16 protein-coding genes are annotated in these 20224 nt (G+C 68.4%); 3 read left to right on the top strand and 13 right to left on the bottom strand.

What is annotated here, in order from left to right; genetic code table 11:
* Positions 1-16: 16 nt before the first annotated feature.
* From MOQ72_RS08565 to eccD, 6 genes are all read right to left on the bottom strand, one after another.
* Positions 17-3172: a WXG100 family type VII secretion target gene (locus MOQ72_RS08565; protein ID WP_242181705.1), complete on the bottom strand. Its 3156-nt coding sequence runs from the start codon at positions 3170-3172 to the stop codon at positions 17-19.
* A 270-nt stretch (positions 3173-3442) separates the two neighbouring features.
* Entirely contained in the window at positions 3443-3835 is a 393-nt protein-coding gene (locus MOQ72_RS08570) for a hypothetical protein (protein ID WP_242181708.1), read from the bottom strand.
* A 113-nt stretch (positions 3836-3948) separates the two neighbouring features.
* Complete coding sequence (locus MOQ72_RS08575; RefSeq protein ID WP_242181709.1) at positions 3949-4239, bottom strand: hypothetical protein; 291 nt, start codon at positions 4237-4239, stop codon at positions 3949-3951.
* Positions 4240-4284: 45 nt separating this feature from the next.
* Positions 4285-4632 carry a WXG100 family type VII secretion target gene (locus MOQ72_RS08580; RefSeq protein WP_242181711.1) on the bottom strand — a complete coding sequence of 116 codons (348 nt, stop codon included), beginning with the start codon at positions 4630-4632 and terminating at the stop codon, positions 4285-4287.
* A gap of 143 nt (positions 4633-4775) precedes the next feature.
* Positions 4776-6212, bottom strand: coding sequence for a type VII secretion protein EccB (gene eccB / locus MOQ72_RS08585; protein WP_242181713.1), 1437 nt, complete (start codon positions 6210-6212; stop codon positions 4776-4778).
* Positions 6213-6263: 51 nt separating this feature from the next.
* Positions 6264-7808: a type VII secretion integral membrane protein EccD gene (gene eccD, locus MOQ72_RS08590; protein WP_242181715.1), complete on the bottom strand. Its 1545-nt coding sequence runs from the start codon at positions 7806-7808 to the stop codon at positions 6264-6266.
* Here eccD and eccCa point away from each other — a divergent pair.
* Positions 7801-11832: a type VII secretion protein EccCa gene (gene eccCa, locus MOQ72_RS08595; protein ID WP_242181717.1), complete on the top strand. Its 4032-nt coding sequence runs from the start codon at positions 7801-7803 to the stop codon at positions 11830-11832. The genes eccD and eccCa overlap by 8 nt on opposite strands.
* Before the next feature lie 310 nt (positions 11833-12142).
* Entirely contained in the window at positions 12143-12496 is a 354-nt protein-coding gene (locus MOQ72_RS08600; protein ID WP_242181719.1) for a VOC family protein, read from the top strand.
* A gap of 145 nt (positions 12497-12641) precedes the next feature.
* Here the strand turns inward: MOQ72_RS08600 and MOQ72_RS08605 are convergent, their stop codons facing one another.
* The 7 genes from MOQ72_RS08605 to MOQ72_RS08635 all read right to left on the bottom strand — a co-directional run bounded on the left by MOQ72_RS08605 (position 12642) and on the right by MOQ72_RS08635 (position 19109).
* On the bottom strand, positions 12642-12860 hold the full coding sequence (locus tag MOQ72_RS08605; protein ID WP_242181722.1) for a hypothetical protein: 219 nt from the start codon (positions 12858-12860) through the stop codon (positions 12642-12644).
* A 437-nt stretch (positions 12861-13297) separates the two neighbouring features.
* A complete protein-coding gene (locus MOQ72_RS08610) occupies positions 13298-13888 on the bottom strand; it encodes a class I SAM-dependent methyltransferase (RefSeq protein ID WP_242181724.1) in 591 nt (196 codons plus the stop codon).
* 161 nt (positions 13889-14049) lie between these two features.
* Positions 14050-15300, bottom strand: coding sequence for a type VII secretion-associated serine protease mycosin (gene mycP, locus MOQ72_RS08615; RefSeq protein ID WP_242181726.1), 1251 nt, complete (start codon positions 15298-15300; stop codon positions 14050-14052).
* Positions 15297-17870, bottom strand: a complete 2574-nt coding sequence (locus MOQ72_RS08620) for a hypothetical protein (protein WP_242181728.1) — start codon at positions 17868-17870, stop codon at positions 15297-15299. The genes mycP and MOQ72_RS08620 overlap by 4 nt, the downstream gene beginning before the upstream one ends.
* Positions 17871-18010: 140 nt before the next feature.
* Positions 18011-18217 carry a hypothetical protein gene (locus MOQ72_RS08625; RefSeq protein ID WP_242181730.1) on the bottom strand — a complete coding sequence of 69 codons (207 nt, stop codon included), beginning with the start codon at positions 18215-18217 and terminating at the stop codon, positions 18011-18013.
* A gap of 94 nt (positions 18218-18311) precedes the next feature.
* Positions 18312-18734 carry a hypothetical protein gene (locus MOQ72_RS08630; protein WP_242181732.1) on the bottom strand — a complete coding sequence of 141 codons (423 nt, stop codon included), beginning with the start codon at positions 18732-18734 and terminating at the stop codon, positions 18312-18314.
* 72 nt (positions 18735-18806) lie between these two features.
* Complete coding sequence (locus tag MOQ72_RS08635) at positions 18807-19109, bottom strand: class I SAM-dependent methyltransferase (protein WP_242181735.1); 303 nt, start codon at positions 19107-19109, stop codon at positions 18807-18809.
* A 141-nt stretch (positions 19110-19250) separates the two neighbouring features.
* Between MOQ72_RS08635 and MOQ72_RS08640 the strand changes: the two genes are divergently transcribed.
* Positions 19251-20057: an SAM-dependent methyltransferase gene (locus MOQ72_RS08640; protein WP_242181736.1), complete on the top strand. Its 807-nt coding sequence runs from the start codon at positions 19251-19253 to the stop codon at positions 20055-20057.
* Positions 20058-20224 lie beyond the last annotated feature (167 nt).

A 20224-nucleotide genomic window follows, 5' to 3' on the forward strand; every position in this document is an offset into this window, starting at 1 on the left:
CATGACGTTCGCCGAACTATCCGTCCCGGCCGAGCACGGGGGAGACGGTGCCGCTGACATCCTCGTCCCAGGCTCCGCCGTCCTCGCTCAGCCAGGTGCTTCGTTGCCGCTCGGCATTGCCGTTGGCCCCCATGCCTCCCATACCGCCCATCGGCGGCATCATCGGCGGCATGCCGCCGCCCATCGCGCCTTGACCCATCCCGCCCATCGCGCCGCCCTGGGTGGCGGCGACGAGGTTGCCCTGCGGGGTAGCGGGCGTCGAGGCATCCAACGACGAGCCCATGGAGTTTCCGAGTTCCGGCGAGAGACCACCGGCGCCGATGCTGTCCGGCAGCGAGACACCGCCACCACCTCCTGCGCCACCACCGGGCGAGAGGAAGTCGGCCAGTTCGCCGGTCGGATCGTCCGGTGCCCGCAGTTCGGCTACGGCCTGGTCGCCCGCAGTGCGACTGGCGTCGACCACGTCGTTCATGACGTCCTTGACCTCGCCGACATCCAGCGGCCCACCGTCCGCCGACAGTTCCCGCAGGCTCTGCTCCCCGGCGGAGCGGGCCTGCTCGACGACATCGTTGAGCGCGTCCTGGGCTTCCGGAGAATGCGCGGCCTCGGGACCGAGCAACTGCTCCAAGCTCTGCTCCCCGGCGGAGCGGGCCGCGTCCGCCATGTCGTCGACGATGCCGTCGACCTGGTCGGGAGTGATCTCGTGGCCACCGCCCGCCGTACCGTCGGAGCCGCCTCCGGTGAGTTTGTCGAGCGCATCCTGTCCCGCGTCTTCGGCGGCGTCGGTGGCGGTCCCTCCCAGGTCTCCTCCAGAACCCGCGCCGGAGTCCCCGCCGCCCAAGCCGCCGGAGTCGCCGGTGAGGCCAGCGAGTGCCTCATCACCGGCCTTCTTGGCGGCGTCGGTGGCGTTGTCGAGTGCCTTGTCCACGGCATTGGGGTCCACACTTGAGGTTCCCGGCTTGCCGGAGCCTGGAGCGTTCGGGTCGAGGGCACCGCCGGAACCGGATCCGCCACCCTGGCCACCGCCGGAGTCGCCGGTGAGGCCAGCGAGCGCTTCGTCACCAGCTTTCTTGGCGGCGTCGGTGGCGTTGCCGAGTGCGTTGCCCACGGCATTGGGGTCCACACTTGAGGTTTTCGGTTTGCCGGAGCCACCCGCCGAGTCCGATGAGGACGGTCCGGTCTTGGAGTTCCCCGAGCCGCTGCCGCCGCCGGTCGAGCCTCCGATTCCGCCGGGTCCCATGCCGCCAGCCCCGGAACTTCCAGTACCGCCACCGGAACCCGTCCCGCCATCGGAGCCCAGCTGGGAGAGTGCGTCGTCGCCCGCTTGCCGGGCACCGTCCAGCGCCGAGTTGATGGCGCCGGTGTCAATCCCGTTCCCGGTACCGCTTTCTTTCGACCCCGAGCCGCCGCCGGTACCGCCAGCGGAGCCCGTGCCGCTGCTACCGGAACCTGTCCCGCCGCCGGTACCGCCACCGATGCCGCCGCCGGAACCCGTTTCGCCGCCGGTGCCACCGCCGGAACCGGACCCACCGCCGGAACCAGTACCGCCGTCGGAATTCAGCTCGGAGAGTGCGTCGTCGCCCGCCTTTTGAGCGTCGTCGATGTTCTCGTTGGCTTTGTCTATTTCGTCGCTGTAGTCCTTGTTGTCGGACCCGTCACCGGAACCGTCGTTCTTACCGGAGCCGTCGCCGGAGCCGGAGCCGTCGCCCGAACCCGATCCGCTACCGGACCCGGACCCGCCGCCGGAACCCGATCCGCCGCCGGAACCCGATCCACCGCCGGAACCCGATCCACCGCCGGAACCCGACCCGCTACCGGAACCCGATCCGCCACCAGAGCCCGACCCGCCACCAGAGCCCGACCCGCCACCGGAACCGCCGTCTCCGGTCGTGGGCAACTCGGCTTGCAGCGGTGTCAGGCTGCTTCCGTTCGAGTCGTAGTTGTCGGCGACGGTGCCCACCACTTTGCGCGCGGTGTCGAGGAGTTCCTCCGCCACATCCGACGCCACCTTCGCGGCCGCGTCCTTGCCTTGAACCGACGACGGCAGGGAGGCGAAGGCGTCCGCGTAGGCCGCGGCTTTGGTGTACGCCTCGACGATTGGAACTATCGCGCTCTTCGCCCGAGCGGCCATGTCCGCGGCGTTCGCGATGCGCTCCGCGTACCCGCTCTCCTTGAGCGAGTCCACCACTTCACCCGCCGAGTCGAGCAGCCGTTTCCCGAAGCCCTGGAAGGCATCTCCAGCGGCACCCTCGAAGGAACCCTTGACCTTCTCCACCTGGCCGCGCAGTGACTCGTGCGCGTCGGAAAGATTCTGGGTCATCGTCTGGAACGACTGGGCGGCGGAGTGCAGCGTGGTGGGATCACCGTTGAGCGCCTGGATGACCTGTGACATGGAGAAATTGCTGTAATCCTCCAGCGGGGCCGCGGGCGTCGCACCAATGGAGCCGCCGGAGCCGGAACCACCGCTGGAGCCGGAACCGCTGTCCGAGTCGGAGTCCGCGTCCGAGTCGCTGTCGGAGTCCGAGTCGCTGTCGGAGTCTGAATCGCTGTCGGAGTCTGAATCGGAGTCGGAGTCTGAATCGGAGTCGGAGTCTGAATCGCTGTCGGAGTGTGAATCGGAGTCGGTGTCCGAGTCGCTGTCATCGGCGGGATTCGATCCCAAGATGCCGGTGTAACCCTCCGGAAGTGGGTTGTCGTAGGAGTCGTCGTCCGAATCCGAATCCGAGTCATCGTCCGAGTCGGAGTCCGAATCCGAGTCATCGTCCGAGTCGGAGTCCGTGTCCGAATCGGAGTCCGAGTCGTCGTCCGAGCTGGAGTCGGAGTCCGAGTCGCTGGTGCCATCCTCCGAATCCGAAACGCCGACGGCCTCGTCCGCATTGCGGACGTCGTCCTCCATGCCGTCCAGGTAATCCTCGGCACCGTGGATCTCCTCGTCGGAGAAGTTCCCGTGCCGCCCCATGAACTCGTCCGACTCGCTGCGCGCATCATCGCGCATGCTGTCGAAATAGCCCGGATTGGCGCTGATGCTGCCAGCGTCCTTGCCCCGTTCCCGTACTTCGTCGACCGTGTCGATGACGTCGCCGGGACCGTCATCCTTGGGCGAATCAGTGCTCGAACCGCCGTCGCCGCCCGAACCGCTGTTGTCCTCGTCATCGGGACCAAACATGCCCATCGGTGTGCTTCCTCCGTGCTCGGTGGCGAGGAGTCCCCTTGGGGCGAAGGCGGTTCTGCTACCAGACGCCGTGGACCGCGGGAACTCGTGGTTGGCGGGTTGATCCGGTCAAGGCCGAAGAGCGTGCTATGCGCGTCGCGTCCAACGCCTGAGCACCACCTTCGGTCGGTATTGCATGGGGAATGGCCCACCCGGAACGTGGCGGTTGGCGGCGGAGACCTTCCTGGGTGAGCCGGGCGATGGGATCGGATGTCGCATCGGGTCGCGAACTCAGACCTTCTGCTCCGAACCTCCGCTGAGACTCGGGGCCAGGTTGTCGACCCGAGTCTCCATGTCGCTGACCGTGTCCTCCAGGTCGCCGTTGAGCTTGCGCACCTTCTCACCGTTGCTCTGGTCCGTGGACTCGATCTCGCTGGCGATCTGCTGGAGCTTCTGGCCCACTTCCTGCAGGGCCGCGCTCAGCTCGTTGCAGTGCTGGTGCAACTCGTCGCGACGGGTCGTGATGAGTTCCCGGAGCCAGTCGCCGACCTGGAAATCACCGGGTTTCGGGTTGATGTCGTTGAGCGTGCTGTAACCGCGGACATCCGACCCGAGCGTCTTGATCGCCTCGCCGGAACTCTTGACCGCAGCGGGTTCGAGAGTGGTCTTGTCACCGTTGGGCATGATGTAACGCTCCGCAATCGCGCATGATCAGGTATGGGTACGTGCCGATAGCAGCGCGGTGCCGGGCGCTTTCCGGCACCGCGCCACGTGAAGCGGGTGCTGACAGCCGCCAGTTACGCGAAGGTCTGGGCCGTGGACCTGTCGGTGTTTTTCATGTTGTCGACAGTGTCGTTGGTGGTAGCGGCCGTTCTGGCCAGGTGTTGACCCATGTCGTTTAGCGCAGTGCTGAGATCCTGGGACTTCTGGCCGTACGTCACGGCTGTCTCGGCGTCGAAGTTCGCCAGCGCTGCTTTGGTGTCGTTGGTCAACTCGCCCGTCAGTCCGTCGATCGTCCTAGTTCCTTGCTGCATGCGCTCGATGCCAGCAAGAAGTGCGTCGTACTGGTACTTGATTTCATCGGCCATGGATGTACTCCTCTGGTCTCGGCTGGACGGCTGCTCTACTGGTGCTCACGACAGGAAGCTGGACATCGGGGTCGCCGGGCTCCCTGAAGACATGGGGATGGCCCCCTCCAGAGGCTTCAACTGAGCGCCGTTGTCGACGTCCCCTTGCTGCAGCTTGCGCGCGCCCTCGCGAAGCGTTTGCGCCATGCTCAGCAGGTCGTTCACGACCCGGGTCATCTGCTCCTGCCACTGCTGGTGCAGGTTCTGCAGGGCGACCATCATGTCCCCCTGGTTGGGGCCGACCAGCGCTTGGATATCAGCGGCCAGCTTCTTCTGCTCCGCCTTGACCGACTCCGCCGTCTGCTCGTGCTGATTCGCCTTCGTCTCCAGGTCGGAGACGGTCAGATTGGTCACTGGGGCCATGTTCCACCTCTTCGGATCTGGGCGTCCCGCGCGTTCATGGAGACGTCCGGGAGCTCTGACAGCGCCAGTTCACCACCGGTCGGTGATTTCGATTACCCTCCGGGGCGGAATCTGCTTCCACGCGGGGGTATCCCTCAGTTGATCGCGGCCGGTTGCGGACTGGCCGGATGCATCCGGACCGCAGCGGCGGGATCCAGTGCCGGACCGGTCGGCAGCAGCGAGAGCAGCGGAGTCGGGACCGGAACCGGGGGCACCCCGCCATATCCGAGGGTTGCCGCCACATCCAGGCTCGGCAGCGGATATTTCACGCCGAGATCCGACACCAGGAAGTGGGTCCCGGTGGGGACGCCGGGAGCGGGCTGGTCGCGTACCAGGACGCCCCGGTTCGGGGGCACCGTGATCCGTTGGGACGCGCCCGGCGACATCTGCCCGGTGCCGGTCGCTTCGGCACGGCTGACCAACCGGATCGTGGTTTCGCCCGCGGTGCGGCCGGTCACGGCGAACGCGGCGCAGGGCCGGAGGCTGCCTCCGATGCCGACCGACCGCACGCGCGGTGGGACCGGTGGATACCCCGCGGGCGTGCCGAGCGACGCGGACCTCGGGATGGCGGCCAGCACCTCCGGGCCGACCGCTATCGGTGCGGGCGGCTTGCCCGGGTAGGCGGCGGAGATGGCGGGATCCGCCAGCAGCAGGCTCGCCATCGTCGGCGTCAGCGGCGCGAAGCCGTCCGCGAGCAGCAGGTAGAAATCGGTCTTCCCGAGAACTGGGTTGCGCACCTCGTAGATCTGGCCGACCCGGCTCGGTTGGCCTGCCACGCGCATTCCCGCGGAGCCTGCACCGGGAACCTTCGCCGAAACCAGGTCCGGCCCGGTGGCCAGCGCGTTGATCCAACCGGTCGGCACCGGGAACGGGATGATGTCGCCGTAGCCGAGGGCGTTGACGGCGGTGGCGTTCGGCATGCGCAACCGCTTTCCCTGCCACACCAGGAAGGTTCCGGAGTCCGGTGTGGACACCAGTAGCCCTTCGTCATCGGTGAGCGGGGCACCGGGTGGGGCGCCGACCTGCAGATCGATGATCGGCACCTCGGCGCCGGAGGGCGATGCGACGGTGGCGACGCACGCGACCCACGGGTCGCTGATCAGGTTCTTGGCCGACGGCAGCGAATCCGGCGCGTCCGCGATCCCGATCGGTGCCCCGCGCGGCACCCCTTGCAGGGAGTTCTGCGACACCGATTTCACCGTCGACTGCGGACTGTTGCTGGCCAGCATCGCGGAGGAGTAGTTCAGCACCGGGTGCAGCACGCCGTCCAAGTACAGGAACCGGGTGCCGGTCTCCTTGGCCACTATGACAGTGCCCGGCGCCCGCCAGGAGTTGTTGCCACCGGGCACGACCATTCCGTACACGCCGAAACCGGCCACCACGAGCCCGCCGAGGAGGGTGCCGATGACCGCTCCCACCACGAACCGCCGGGTCGGGGTGGCCTGTTCGTCCGGGCGGCCCCGCATCAGCGCCGAAACCAGCCGCCCCACCATGAAGAAGTAAGCCTGCACCTGGTCGCGGCGGGACTGCATGCGTTTCTCCTGATGTTTCGTAATCCGATGCCGGACGTTTGGTCGAGTGCGTCAGCCCGCGAGTCCGCGCACGAGCATGTAGACGTCGAGCACGGCCAGCAGCAACGGGATGATTGCGAGTGCGGAGAGGGTTTCCAGGATGTCCACCGCCCGGCCCCAGTAGGGGCGCAGCTTGCGTCCGGGCAGAGTCTTGCTCGCTACCACGAGCAGCAGCGCCAGCAGCAGCGCGCAGGCGAACGCGAACCAAAACCTGTTGAACGGATCGAAACCAGCGACGAGCCGGAGCGCGTCCGCGCTGAGGCCGAACCCGGCGGGCACCAGCAGCGCCCACCGCTGGCGGGCCCCGTCGATGTGCCGGGAGCGCAGCAGGAGCAGCAACCCGGCCACCGCGACCATGATCATTTCCCACATCGCGCCGGTGTGGACGACGATGGCGAACAGCACCACCTGCAAAGCGCCCAACGTCAGGTACAACCCGGTCATGTAGCGGTTCGCCACCGCCGAGCGCTGCACCACGATCTGATGTGGAATCGGATCGGTGTCCTCGGTGAACTCGTCGGCGGTGGTCGGGAGCATGGGCAGGCTCAGCCCGGCGAGTCGGAACGCCGACGTCGGCACGAAACCGAGCGTGATCAGGCAGAGTACGAGCCCGATCGCAGCGGCTTGGCCGGTGTCGGCGGGCGTGGTGGTGTTGATCAACGCCGTGACTGCGCCGAGCACGGCGGCGAACAACGCGCTGACGAACAGCAGCGCGGAATCGGCTGTCCCGAGCAGGCCAGCGGCCAGTGCCACGACGACGAGCACGGCGGCGCACGTCACGTTCAGGTCGATGCCCGCGCCTGCCTGCACGGCCAACGGGAGCAGCCACCCGCACAGCGCGGCGTAGGGCACGGCCAGCAACGCCAGCACCGTTGCGGTCATCGTGTCCGCTGTGCTTCGCGCGATCGCAGTCGCAGCGACGAGCAGGGCCAGCCCGGTCGCTCCCGACGCGATCGTCCGCACGAACGTCGATCCGTCCATGGTGAGCACCAGCAGGCCGAGCACGAGCGAGAGCCCGGCGAACGCCAGCAGCATCCACCTGCTGAGCGCGTTCGTCCACGCGTCCGAACGGCGGCGGACCTGCTCCGCGATTCCGTCCACCAGGTCGTCGAAGTCGATTTCCGGCAGGCTCGCCGCTCGAGGTCGCAAGTGGACGGTCTCACCGTCGAGCAGCCCCAATTCGGTGGCGGTGCGGTTTTCGTCCAGCGGTGCTTTGCCGAACCGTTGCAGCACCCACCCTTCGTGCTCCACACCCTCGTCGGCCAGTTCAGGACCGGCGTGCTGCAGGATCGCGGGCAGCATGTCGACGAGCGCTACATCGGTGGGCAGCGCCAGTTCTACCGATCTGTCCTTGACGAGTACCCGTAGTCGGCAGAGCTGGCTTGTGACATCCTTGGCGGCGTCTTCCACGTTGGTGTCCGGTTTCCTTCCTGGCTGGCTGGCCGAGACCGCGACACGGCGGAACGTAGTGGTTCGCGCGCCGGGCGCGCGGGCCGGGACGGCTCCGCCGGGCAATCCGAGGGGAACCCCGCACCAGAGGAGACTTGCGTTGAGCACGACGCTGTTCCGCCGACCCGCTCGCCGCGCGGGCCCGGCGATGCCCGCGGACGAGGTGGAGCTGCAGGAGCCGCCCGCGGTGCCGGAGCCGCAGAGCGGCGGCCTGAGCATGGTGCTGATGTACCTGCCGATGGCGGTGATGGCCGGTGCGATGATGCTGTTCTTCATCCAGCCCGGCCGGACCGGTCCGCTCACCTACGTCGCCGCTGGCCTGATGGGCGTGGCCATGGTCACCATGCTGTTCAGCCAGCTGCTGCGGGTGGCCAGCGACCGCAAGCGCCAGCTCGGCGGCGACCGGCGGGACTACCTCCGCTACCTGGCCCAGGTACGTCGGCAGGTCCGCGAAACGCTGGGGAACCAGCACCGCGCCGCGACCTGGACCCACCCGGCGCCGGGCTCGCTGTGGTCGCTGGTGCTGAGCTACCGGCGCTGGGAACGGCGCACCTCGCACGACGACTTCGGCGAGGTCCGCATCGGCCTGGGGCCGCAGCGCGCCGCCGTGAAACTGGTGCCGCCGCAGACCAAACCGGTGGAAGACCTCGAACCGCTCGCCGCGCACGCGCTGCGCCGCTTCCTGCGCGCCTACACCACGCTGCCGTCCGCGCCGATCGCGGTGTACTTGCGCGGCTTCGCCCGAGTGCAGCTGCGCGGCGAGCCGGGGGCCCAGCGCGCCCTGGTGCGGGCCATGCTCTGCCAGACGGTTGCCTTCCACTCGCCGGGCGACTTGCGGATCGCGTTCTGCGTGGGGGAGCAGGAGCGCGCCGAATGGGACTGGGCGAAGTGGTTGCCGCACGCCCAGGACGACGAGCGCCGGGACGGCGCCGGACCGCTCCGGTTGCTGTCGGACAACGTCACCGAACTCGAAACCATGCTCGGCGGCGAGCAGTTCACCGAACGCCCCCGGTTCGAACCGTCCACCCCGATCACCGCGACCGAACCTTTCGTCGTCGTGGTCACCGACGGGGCGACGATCCCAGCCGGTCACCGCCTCGCGGGCGCTGGCTTCCGCAACGCCGTGCTGATCGACATCAACAGCACGCTGACCTGGCAGGCGAACCGTGCGGTGCTGCACCTCGAAGTCGCGCCGGGCGAAGTCGGGCCGCCGGAGATCAGCACCGTGAACTTCGACCGCGCCGGGCGGGAGAGCACCAGCCCGCTGTGCCGCGCGGACGCGATCAGCATCGCCGGGGCTGCCGCGCTGGCCCGCTGCATCTCGCCGTACCGGGTCGGCGTCGCCAACGACAGCAGCGAACCGCTCACCACCGACTACGAACTGACCTCGCTGCTGGGGATCTCCGACGCCCGCACCTTCGACCCCGATGCGCTGCGGCTCGGCCGGTCACCGTGGCAGCGGCTGCGCGTGCCGATCGGGATCGCGGGCAACGGCACGCCGATCGAGCTGGACCTCAAGGAGTCCGCCGAGGACGGCATGGGGCCGCACGGAATGCTGGTGGGAGCCACCGGTTCCGGCAAGAGCGAGCTGCTGCGCACCCTGGTGCTCGCGCTGGTCGCGACGCATTCCTCCGAAGAGCTCAACCTCGTGCTCGTCGACTTCAAGGGCGGCGCGGCGTTCCTCGGCTTCGACAAGCTCCCGCACACCGCGGCGGTGATCACCAACCTGGTCGACGAGCTGGAGCTGGTGGACCGGATGCAGGACGCGCTCACCGGTGAGATGAACCGCCGCCAGGAACTGCTGCGCTCGGCCGGGAACTACAACTCGCGCCGGGAGTACGAGAAGGCCCGCCGCTCCGGCGTCCCGCTGGACCCGATGCCAAGCCTGTTCGTGGTGGTCGACGAGTTCAGCGAAATGCTGGTGAGCAAGCCCGAATTCATCGACACCTTCGCGATGATCGGACGGCTCGGCCGCAGCCTCGGCGTGCACCTGCTGCTGGCCTCGCAGCGGCTCGACGAGGGCCGGATCAGCAAGGTGGAAACCCACCTGTCCTACCGGATCGGGCTGCGCACCTTCTCCGCGATGGACAGCCGGGCCGTCATCGGCGTGCCGGACGCCTACGAACTGCCCTCCAGTCCGGGCAACGGCTACCTGCGGACCGACACGCAGACCCTGATGCGGTTCAAGGCCGCCTACGTCTCGGGGCCCTACCGGACGGCACGTCGCCAGCGCAGCCGCGAGGTCGTCGAGGAGCAGCTGGTGCCCTTCACCGGCCGGTACCTCGAACCACGAGTGCGCCGCATCGAGGAATCCGACGACGCCGAGCAGGCCCCGGAAAGCGAGTCCCGGCAGTCGCTGATCGACGTGCTGATCGAGCAGTTGCGCGGGCACGGCCCGGCCGCGCACCAGGTTTGGCTGTCCCCGCTGCGGAACTCGCCGACCCTGGACGAACTGCTCCCGCCGTTGCGGGACGACCCGGCAACGGGTCTGCGCGTCGCGCACCGCGGCACGCCGGACGGACTGCGGGTGCCGGTCGGCCTGATCGATCTGCCCGCCCAGCAGCGCCGCGACCTGCTGGTCGCCGACCTGAGCGGTGCCGAGGGCAACGTCGCCGTCGTGGGCGGCCCGCAGAGCGGGAAGAGCACCCTGCTGCGCACCTTGATCACCGCGTTGGCGCTCAACCACACCGCCGCCGAGGTGCAGTTCTACTGCTTGGATTTCGGCGGCGGATCACTCGCGCCGTTGCAGGGCCTGCCGCACGTGGGAAGTGTGGCCGGACGGCTCGACCGGGACCGGGTTTCGCGCACCGTGCAGGAGATGGTCAGCCTGCTGGCCCGCCGTGAACAGTGGTTCCAGGCGCACAACATCGATTCGATGGCCGCCTACCGGCGCGCCCGGCGGGAGGGCCGGTTCGTGGCCGAGGACCCGTACGGCGACGTCTTCCTGGTCGTCGACGGCTGGTACACCATCCGGCAGGAGTTCGAGGAACTGGAGGACAAGTTCGGCGAACTCGCCGCCCGCGGCCTGACGTTCGGCATCCACCTGGTCATCGCCTCCGCCCGCTGGGCGGACATGCGGCCGTGGTTGCGCAGCGTCCTGGGAACCCGGTTCGAGCTGAAGCTCGGCGACGCCATCGAGTCGGAGGTGAACAGCAAGCTCGCCGCCAAGATCCCGGCCGAGCCCGGCAACGGGATCACTGTGGAACGCGAGCACTTCCGCTCCGCGCTGCCGCGCATCGACGGCCGGGCCACCACCGACGACCTGCCCGACGCGGTGCTGGACCTGGTGGACGCGGTCGCCGTGCCGGGAGCTCCGAAGGCACCGCCGGTGCGGATGCTGCCGATGGAGGTCAGCGCCATCGACCTGCCCGCGCCGGAGACCGTTGCGGACACCGACCTGCCGAAGATCGCGCTCGGGATCGACGACGTCGACCTGGCCCCGCTGTGGCACGACTTCGACCTGACCCCGCACCTGATGATCTTCGGCGACACCGAGTCCGGCAAGACCAACCTGCTGCGCCACATCGCGTGGTCGATCCAACGGCACTACCCGTCGGACCGCGCCCGGCTGATGTTCGCCGACCTGCGCCGAGAACTGCACGACGCGGTGCCGCAGGAGTACCAGATCGGCTACTCGGTGTCGGGAGACACCTTCGGCAAGACGATCGAGGACGCGGCCGGGTTGCTCACCAAGCGGTTGCCGGGCCCGGAGATCACCCCGGACCGGCTGCGCAAGCGCGACTGGTGGACCGGCGGGCGCCTGTTCATCGTGGTGGACGACCACGAGCTGATCCAAAGCGGCATGACGAATCCGCTGGCGCCGCTGACGTCCCTGCTCCCGCAGGGCGCGGACATCGGGTTCCACCTGATCATCGCCCGAAGCACCTCGGGAGCATCGCGGGTGATGATGGACCCGGTCCTGCGCCGGATGTGGGAACTGGGAACCCCGGCCCTGCTGTTCTCCTGCCCGAAGGAAGAAGGAAAGTTCCTCGGCGACGTCCGCCCGAAGACCCTCCCGGTAGGAAGAGCCCAATTCATCAACCGCCGCCGAACAGTCCGCCTACTCCAAACCCCGGTGCTCGACAGAGAAGACGCGAACCAACGCCCAGCAATGACCACCCGACGAGAATGACCAGAACGACAACGAAATGCGGCACCCAACGCGGCGGGTGCCCGGATTGGTCGTGAGTGCACAACCGGGCTCCAGCCCCTTTCGCACTCACGACCCCATTCAGGTGAGAGGTGAGGGGCACCCGTTACCAAGTAAGTTGGTAAAGGGTGCCCCTCACCCATCCTCGTCACGCTGTGGTGGGAGGCACCATCCACCTGTCAAGGACCAGCGGCGACCCCCACCCCCGAGAGCAGGCGCGGCTCTGTCCACCGATGGTGGGACTTTCCATTCGTCCAAGTCAGCGGGAGAGCAGGGCTGGGAGGATGTGGTGATGATCAGGCGAATCATTCCTTATGCTGACGGAGGCGATCTTTCCGCGTCTCGGGACTTCTACGTCGAGGTGCTCGGGCTTGAGGTCGCGATGGAAGATCCGGTTCTTGGTTTGCGGTCCCCGGACAACCCCACGGCTCAGCTGATCATCCCGCCACCAGGAATGGAAAATCCCGCGCCACGATTCGGGATCGACGTCGGCGAACCGGCGGCAGTTGATATGGTGCACGCCGAAGCCGTGCAACGCGGATTGCGCATCGTCTACCCGCTCACCAACGAGCCCTGGGGTGTTCGTCGCTTCTTCGTGGAGGACCCCGGCGGCACGGTGGTCAACGTACTCGCGCACCTGTCCTGAGCTAATGCATCGCCGCTTGCTCGATGAAGACGGGAACTACCCACCGGTGGGCGAATCCGCCCCGTCCCCGAGCAGGGGGCGGGGCCGGTTTGGGCCGCTGCGCCAGCTGGGCACGGCTCCCCGTGGGTGGCGGATTCCAGTGGCGTTAGACGGGTGGCGCCAGTCCCGGAAGGTATCCCTTGCCCTCGCAATGCGGACAGGTTCGCCACTCGGCCATGGTCATTCCGGTGTGGAGTTCTTCGGTGGCCTGCACGGCGTACAGACGTGGTTCGCTGATCTTGCGAAGCCCGCCGCACGTGAAGCACAGCGCGTTCGGGCCGTACGCCTCGATGCCGGTGTTGTCCTTGTCGCCCTGGTCCGCCATAGTTCCGATCCTCACACGGGAGGGGCATACCCCTGCTGTCGGCCGGGAGTTGACCGGCAATGCGGGCACCGGGCCAGCGCCATCACGGTGGAAGCTTCGCCCGTCTCCATCGACACGAACTGCCGGGGGACACGGACCGTGCCGGTTCCCTGACAGCCTGGGCATGGAGTTGAGCCAGCCGGGCCGTCCTCCAATTGGCCTCCTACCTGCGCAGGCGGGTCCTTGATCTGGCCTCGTCGCAGGTTGCGCAGTCTACCTCGATCACTTCGTTCTCTTCGCACTTCCAGCGCGAGTGTCGACCATTCTTCGCCAGTGCTCCACGAATACCGCTTCTGTTTCCGCGTCACCACGCGCGGAGCATCACCAGGCCGTGGGAATCGATTCGACGAGGCAGGAATCTCGCGGTCCACCAAGGTATTCCGGCGGGCACCGCCCCGCTAGATCCGTCTGATCGTCGCGAACCAGGCAGGTGCGCCGTCGTCGTGGAATCTCGTCTGAATCCGATCCGGTTCGATGGCGGCGACATTCCATCCACTGCTGGCGTTGAACGCTGCTCTCAGCTCTTCCCGACTGACGGGGTGCGGGCCTATATCGGGGCCTTCGTCGCTGAAGCACAACACGTACAGGGTCCCGTCGTGCTCGGTCACCGCCGCAAGACTCGCTACGTATTCTGGTCGTTCTTCGCTGTCGAAGGTGTGGAACAGTCCGCAGTCCAGCACCGTCTCGAACCTGCGCCCCAACCGTTTCAGCTGGAACGCGTCAGCCGCCGCGAACTCGACCTCGATCCCACGGTCGTTTGCCTTCGCTCGGGCCATCGCCAGTGCCGTCTCAGCTACATCAACGCCCAGCACCGACAATCCCAGCGCGGCGATGTGCAGCGCGTTCTCGCCGGTCCCGCAGCCCGCGTCGAGCACTGCTCCGGCGAATCCACCTTCGGATGCCACGCGCGCTATCGCTGGCTGCGGCTGGCCAATGTCCCAAGGCGCAGGACCGTCGTAGTACGACGCATCCCAGGGCACTCCCGTCATCCGTTCGTGACTGGTCGGGTGCCGACCACCGAACGGATCGTCAGCGGAGGTTCCTGATCGCTGCGACAACTTCGTCACCTCCCGCAACTGACCTCGCCACCTCGTCCTGGCACGCCAATCCACCGGTCCCAGCTGCCGTGCGCCGTCACAGGTCGGGGAGCCTACCTCGACAAATCGGCTGGGGCGGGGTCGTCGACCACGTGGACGACGCGGTGTCTGCGCCAGCGTCGGCGCCAGCCTCGCGGGCCGAGTGCCGCTGCGATCGCCGTCAGGCAGATGAGCAGGATCGCGCCGACCACGCTGATCAGGGTCACGCGCAGCGGAACCGGGTTGTCCGGCGGGATGTCCGCGTGCGACACGCGTCCGGCCAACTGCGATGCTCCGCCTCCTTCGGCTGGCAGCACGCTGGCCACCGCGAGGTACGGATTCACCGTTCCCCAGCCCATCTCCGGATCGGGCACGGTCGCTCCCGGACTCGTCGCGGTCGCCCGCAGGCGGTCGGCGACCTGGTCGGTCCGCAGGTCCGGTCGGTACGCCCGGACGAGAGCGGCCGTACCGGCGACGAACGGGGCGGCGAAACTGGTTCCGCTGTCCTGCCAGTGCCCAGGGCCGCCAGGTCCGATGCTGATCACGTCGACACCGGGCGCGACGAGGCTGACGAACGAGCCGGTCTGGGAGAACGACGCCCGAGACCCGGTCACGTCCACGGCACCCACGGCCAGCACACCGGGGTATGAGGCCGGATAGGTGGTCGGGTTGCCCTGCTGCTCGCTGTTCGCGGCGGCGGCCACGATCAGCACGTCCCGCTCGTGGGCGTAGTCCACTGCCCCGCGGAGGTCGTCGTTCGGATAGGGGCTGCTCGCCGACACGTTGATGACCTGCGCCCCACCGTCCACCGCCTCCCGGATCGCCGTGGCCAGCGCCGTCGCGGTGCCGCCGGTGCGGGACTGCGTGTAGCGCACCGGCAGGATCCGGGACTCCGGGGCGATTCCGGCGAATCCGATGCCTGGGATCGGCCGCGCCGCGATGATGCCTGCGACGAACGTCCCGTGCCCCACGCAGTCCGTGTTCGCGGCGCCACCCTGGTTGAGGACGTCGACGCCACCGAGTACCGCTCCGGCCAGTTGCGGCGTGCCGGCGTCCACACCGGAGTCGATGACGGCGACTGTGACGCCCGCGCCGCGAGTCAGCTCCCAGGCGCGTTCCGGGGTGAGCATCTGCTGCGCCCACGGCCGCGACGGTTCGCTCCGGATCGGTGGCTGGCGGCAACCGTTGCCGAGATCTGGTGGCTGAATCGCCGGTTGCGCGGCCGCGGGCGGGGCCAGCGCGAAGAAAGCGCACACCGCGCTGAACGTGGCGAGCACGCCCCGGAAACCACGGCTGCGGTGCTGACCTCGACGGCGTCCTGTCACGAGTGGCCTTCCTGGGATGGGTGGATTTGCGCCGCTGCCACCGTCATCCCGACTGGCGCGCCGATCCGCTCCAGCTGCTCCGGGGCGTCGATCTCGCGCGGTTGTGCGCTGTGCCTGCGGCCGAGCGCGCGTTTCAACTTGGGCAGGACCGTCAGGTCAGCGTCGTGCAGCGTGCCGGGAGTCGTCGCCTCGTCCGGTCCCAACTCCCGCATCAGCACTGCGGCGGGCGCGGATGCGTCCCGTTCGGTCGCTTCCGGTTGCTCGACCGCCAGCACTTTGAACCGGCTGTCCGACAGGAAGACGACTTCGTCCGGCAACCCGCTGCGGCCGAACGCCGCGGTCCGCCGTGCCGAGCGCGACCAGATGACCAGGTCCGCGTGTGCTTCCGCGCTGGTCACGTCGATTGCTGCGGTGGCGCTGACGAAACCTGGCTCGGTGAGGACGTTTCCGGTCCGGTAGACGTCCAACGAGGATTCTCGGGAGTGCAACAGGACCATGCGGTACGCCGGTCCGCGGTGCACCGGCAGCCGTTGCAGGCCCGAAGTGAGGCATGCCAGGTAAACATCAGCACCGGGCTCGTCGTTGCGAAGCATCCGGTTCACCGCGTTGGCGCCGTACTCGCCGTCGCCGACGTACAGGCAGACCGCGACGAAATCGGCTTTCTCGTCCTGGTTCACCCCGGCTCGCAGCGCCGGGTAGTTGGCCAGGGCGGCGTTGACCGTGGGCAGCGCCGCGTCGAACTCGGCGCCGACCAACCGGGCCAGACCGGAACGCTCGGCGGCGGTGCTCCGATGGCCGGGCGGGTAACGCCGCTCGCGCGGCTGCGCGGGCACCAGGTCCGATGCCGGTTGGTCCTCCTGCTCGGGTTCCGCGACAGGATCCGGGGCACCGGCTGTTCTGGATGGCGGCGTGGTCTCGGAATCGTCCTCGGCTGGCGCGTCGACATCGCGCCGAAGCGCTGGAGGGGAGGGTTCGGTGAGCAGCGATTCCGGCGGGGACGAGACGGTCACCGGTCGCGGCGGCAGTGGCGGCGCGACGACCTCCCCCGGTGCTCGGTCCAGTGCTGGCGGATTGGCGTCCTGCGGGGGCGCGTGGTTTTCCCCTGCTGGATGGGTGTTCGGGGCTTCAACGGTTTCCAGGCGTGCGTCGTCCACGGGTGCCTGGATGTCCGTGGTCGGTGGGCTTTCCACCGGTTCGATTTCCATCGTCTGTTCCGCCGCGGTGACCGTGTCCGTCGCTGGTACGACCGCCGTGACCTCCACCCGGTCGGCCAGCTCGCCCGCCGCGGCACGGATCGCCTCGCGCATCCGCTCGTGGGCCGTGCCCAGCACGAGGAGGCGCAGCCTGCTGCGGTGCTCCGGGGCGAGCCCGGCGATCAGGCGGTGCAGCGCTCGCGGTGTGCCTCCGGCCAGTGACCTGCAAGGCGAGCCGACGGCTACGGTCATCCGGTCCGGTTCGAAGGCGAGCTGGTCGGCGGCACCGGACTCGCCCGCGGTGGTCAGCGCCAGACCAGCGGGTATCACCCGCGCCATGATCTCGTCCCGCCCGGCAACGGCCCCGCCCGACTCGACCTCGCGGTACTCCAGGGGGCCGGACCGCACCCATCCCAGCGGCGGGGGACCGGCTGCCACCGCCTGCGCCCGCCCGTTCGAGGCGTGGCGCAGCGCGACCGGAAACGGTTGCCACGCCCGCTGACCGTGCTCGTCGTACACCACGGCGCTTTCGACGCCCGGCCCTTCGTGGCGGAGGTACCCGGTCGCGGCGAACACGTCGTGGCCCAGCAGTTCGGCGAGCCGCTTCATCCACCCGCTGCCAGCGGTTTCCGGGTCCGTCGGCACCAGTTGCAGGTTCGCGCGGAACGCGGCGGGGAAACGCGAGAGCAGGTCGGCGATCCGGCGCGGTGCGATCGGCGCGTCGCCGGGGCGGCCCAACAGGATGCGTGGATGTTGCCGCGACACCGGAAGCCCGTGGCCGATGTCAGCCCGGTCCGGGGCGTCCGCTTCGCGAACCGACATACCGGCTGGTATCGGCTCGGCGACCAGGCCGGACGCGGTGACCGCACCGCGTGGCATCAGGGCTTCCCAAACCGGCAGCGGGTATCGGGCGAAGTAGCGCTGCTTCCGTTGTGCGGGCGCGAAAAGGCGCCAGGAGTGGTGATCGCTGCCCGCGAAGATCGTGCCGTCGGCGGTGAGCGTCAGCGGGCCGTCCGGGGCGAAGACGTTCACCGTGAAATCCTTGGCCAGCTTCTGCGCCAGGCAATGACCTTGCGGGTCGCTGTGTCCCAGTCCCGGGACGGCGACCCAAAGCCGGTGGATTTCCTGGTCCGCGGACCCGCGAGCCGTGCTCAACGCGACCCGGCAGGCATCACGCAGCGCGGCGCGGAAACCGGGCTCCCGACCCGCAGCGGTGGAAGCCAGCACGACGGCGTTGCCCGGCACATCCGGAACCGCGCCGAACAGCCGGAGCTGCTGCTCGTCCTGATCATCGCTGCGCCGGATGACCGCCTTGCCGCCGTAGGTCTCGACGAAGAGGCTTCCCGCGTACGTGCGGCTGATTTCCGGTGCTGGCATCAACTCGCTCTCGTTCCGCGGTCGGGTCTCACTGATGCAGAAGGCACCAGTACCGGGACAGTCTGGTGATCAGCGCGCGTGCGCGCGGTCGCGCAACGATGCGCCCCGAGGTTCGCAGGGGTTTCCCTCACCACCGGCGCCTAGCGAGATCCCTTGCGAGCCCAGGCGAGCATGCCGCGCTTGGTGACGGTGATGGGTGTGGTCAGGCGCCGAGCGGCGAGCTGGGCCCGCCCGTCCGGCAGTCCGCGGCCCCGCAGGAACAAGGCGAGCGCATCGGTGTCCGGCAGGTGCGCCAGCGGGACGTCCCAGCGCTGGACTTCGATGTCGTCGAAAACCTGCTGGAGCACTTCGATGCCGTTTTCGCGTCGAAGCTGGTCTCGTCGCCCCGGAGTCGAGAAGACCTCTGAGGTTCCGCTAGCCGCACCGCCACGCAAACTCTCATTACCTTGTGCGGTGGGCGATGGCGAGTTGTATCAGGTACCGCTTGGTGATCGTGCCGCCGTGTTCGGTGTCGATCAGCTGCTCGATGCAGTCGAACAGGCCCCGTCGGGCGTCCGCTGGCAGCGCTCGATGGTTGGAGTAGGTGGCCAGCAGGTCCAGGTACTCGGCGGTGGTGTAGGTCAGGTCCCGTTCGTAGCGGCGGAACTGGACCGGCCCGAACCGTCCGGACCGGTCGAACTCGACGCTGTCGTACGGCACGTCGTCGGCGCTCGACAGCCGCAACCCCGGTGGTGTGTCGGGGTCGAAGCGTTCGTAGCACCGCTGCACGTCGACGAAGAAGGCGGCGCTGCCACCGGCGATGTGGTGGGTCGAGATCACGGCGAGGGCACCGCTGTGCCCCAGGGCGTCGGCGGCCTTGGACATCCGAACTACCGGGTCGACCCAGTGGAAAGACGTTGCTGCCAGGACCAAGTCGAAGCTCGCGGCGGGCAGCGGTCAGTCCTCGAAAGCGGCGTGGATGACGCGAGCGGTGTCGAAGTCCGTGAGGTTGCGTCGAGCGACGTCGGCCAGGTTCGCGCCGAGTTCGACGGCGGTGACGGTGCATCCGAGTCGGGCCAACGGCAGCGTGGCTTGGCCGGTCCCACACCCGATCTCCAGCACACGAGCGTTGGACCCGAGGGGAGCGAGGGCCACCAGATCGTTGAACATCTCGACCGGATACGCGGGGCGGCTGCGGTCGTATCGCTCGGCGTCCTCGTTGAACGTGACCCGCAGCCGCTTGCGCTCAACCCCATTCACGAGGCCAGCCTACGGTTTGGACCGCCAGCGGAAGTCCGGCGTCCGATTGGGACTTTTTGCGGAGATTCGCGACCGTCAGCACACCGGTCCGGCGCGGACTGGCGGTGGGATCTGGGGTTACCGGGTGTTAGGGTCCGCTGCATGACCGGTGATGTTCCCGCGAGTCAGAAGCCGTTGAGCGGGGTCGACACCAGCGTCCCGCATTCCGCGCGGATCTGGAACTACTGGCAGGGCGGCAAGGACAACTACGCCATCGACCGCGAGGCTGGCGACCAGTACCGCGAGACGTTCCCGGGCGTTGTCCAGATGGCGCGCAGCGCCCGGTTGTTCCTCGGTCGCGCGGTTCGTTTCCTCGCCGCCGATGCGGGCATTCGCCAGTTCCTCGACGTCGGCACCGGTCTGCCAGCCAACGCCAACACGCACGAGGTCGCCCAGTCGGTGTCCCAGGACTGCCGGATCGTCTACGTCGACAACGACCCGCTCGTCCTGGCGCACGCCCGTGCCCTGCTGACCAGTGTTTCCAGAGATACCGTCGCCTACCTCGACGCCGATGTGCGCGACCCGGCGAACATCGTGAGCCGCGCGGCGGAAACGCTGGACTTCGATCGGCCGATCGGGCTCATGCTCTTCGGCATCCTGGGACACCTACCCGATGACGACGAGGTCTTCTCCATCGTCCGGCACCTGGTCGCAGCCCTGCCCTCGGGCAGCTACCTCGCGTTGTACGACGGCAGCGACGTCAACCAGCAAGCGGTGGAAGCGCAGGAGGACTACAACGACACCGGCGCGGTGCCCTACCGGTTCCGCAGCCCGGAGCTCATCGCCAAGTTCTTCGACGGGCTGGAACTCGTGGACCCCGGACTGGTGCCGTGCCCGCAGTGGCGCCCGGACGGGACCAACGGCCCGGACGAGAACGTGACCCGCTGCGCGGTCGGCCGCAAACCCTGAAAGCGCGCGGAACGCTGAAGTAACCAGCAAGAACCGCATTGCGGAACCCGCTTGAATCCGTCCTCAACGCGGACATCCTTGCTCAGCAGTCGCTGCCGAGCACGAGCGGAGCCTCTGCCCACCAACGGCGACGATGGCAGCACCGAAGGCTGCGGCGTTCGCTCGGT

Source organism: Saccharopolyspora soli (genome assembly GCF_022678645.1).
Classification (GTDB): Bacteria; Actinomycetota; Actinomycetes; order Mycobacteriales; family Pseudonocardiaceae; genus Saccharopolyspora; species Saccharopolyspora soli.

Excerpts from the sequence above, each read along its gene's own strand:
- MOQ72_RS08565 (WP_242181705.1), bottom strand. The coding sequence starts at position 3,172 with ATGGGCATGTTTGGTCCCGATGACGAGGACAACAGCGGTTCGGGCGGC.
- MOQ72_RS08570 (WP_242181708.1), bottom strand. The coding sequence starts at position 3,835 with ATGCCCAACGGTGACAAGACCACTCTCGAACCCGCTGCGGTCAAGAGT.
- MOQ72_RS08575 (WP_242181709.1), bottom strand. The coding sequence starts at position 4,239 with ATGGCCGATGAAATCAAGTACCAGTACGACGCACTTCTTGCTGGCATC.
- eccB (WP_242181713.1), bottom strand. The coding sequence starts at position 6,212 with ATGCAGTCCCGCCGCGACCAGGTGCAGGCTTACTTCTTCATGGTGGGG.
- MOQ72_RS08600 (WP_242181719.1), top strand. The coding sequence starts at position 12,143 with ATGATCAGGCGAATCATTCCTTATGCTGACGGAGGCGATCTTTCCGCG.
- MOQ72_RS08605 (WP_242181722.1), bottom strand. The coding sequence starts at position 12,860 with ATGGCGGACCAGGGCGACAAGGACAACACCGGCATCGAGGCGTACGGC.
- MOQ72_RS08610 (WP_242181724.1), bottom strand. The coding sequence starts at position 13,888 with ATGACGGGAGTGCCCTGGGATGCGTCGTACTACGACGGTCCTGCGCCT.
- MOQ72_RS08620 (WP_242181728.1), bottom strand. The coding sequence starts at position 17,870 with ATGCCAGCACCGGAAATCAGCCGCACGTACGCGGGAAGCCTCTTCGTC.
- MOQ72_RS08630 (WP_242181732.1), bottom strand. The coding sequence starts at position 18,734 with ATGTCCAAGGCCGCCGACGCCCTGGGGCACAGCGGTGCCCTCGCCGTG.
- MOQ72_RS08640 (WP_242181736.1), top strand. The coding sequence starts at position 19,251 with ATGACCGGTGATGTTCCCGCGAGTCAGAAGCCGTTGAGCGGGGTCGAC.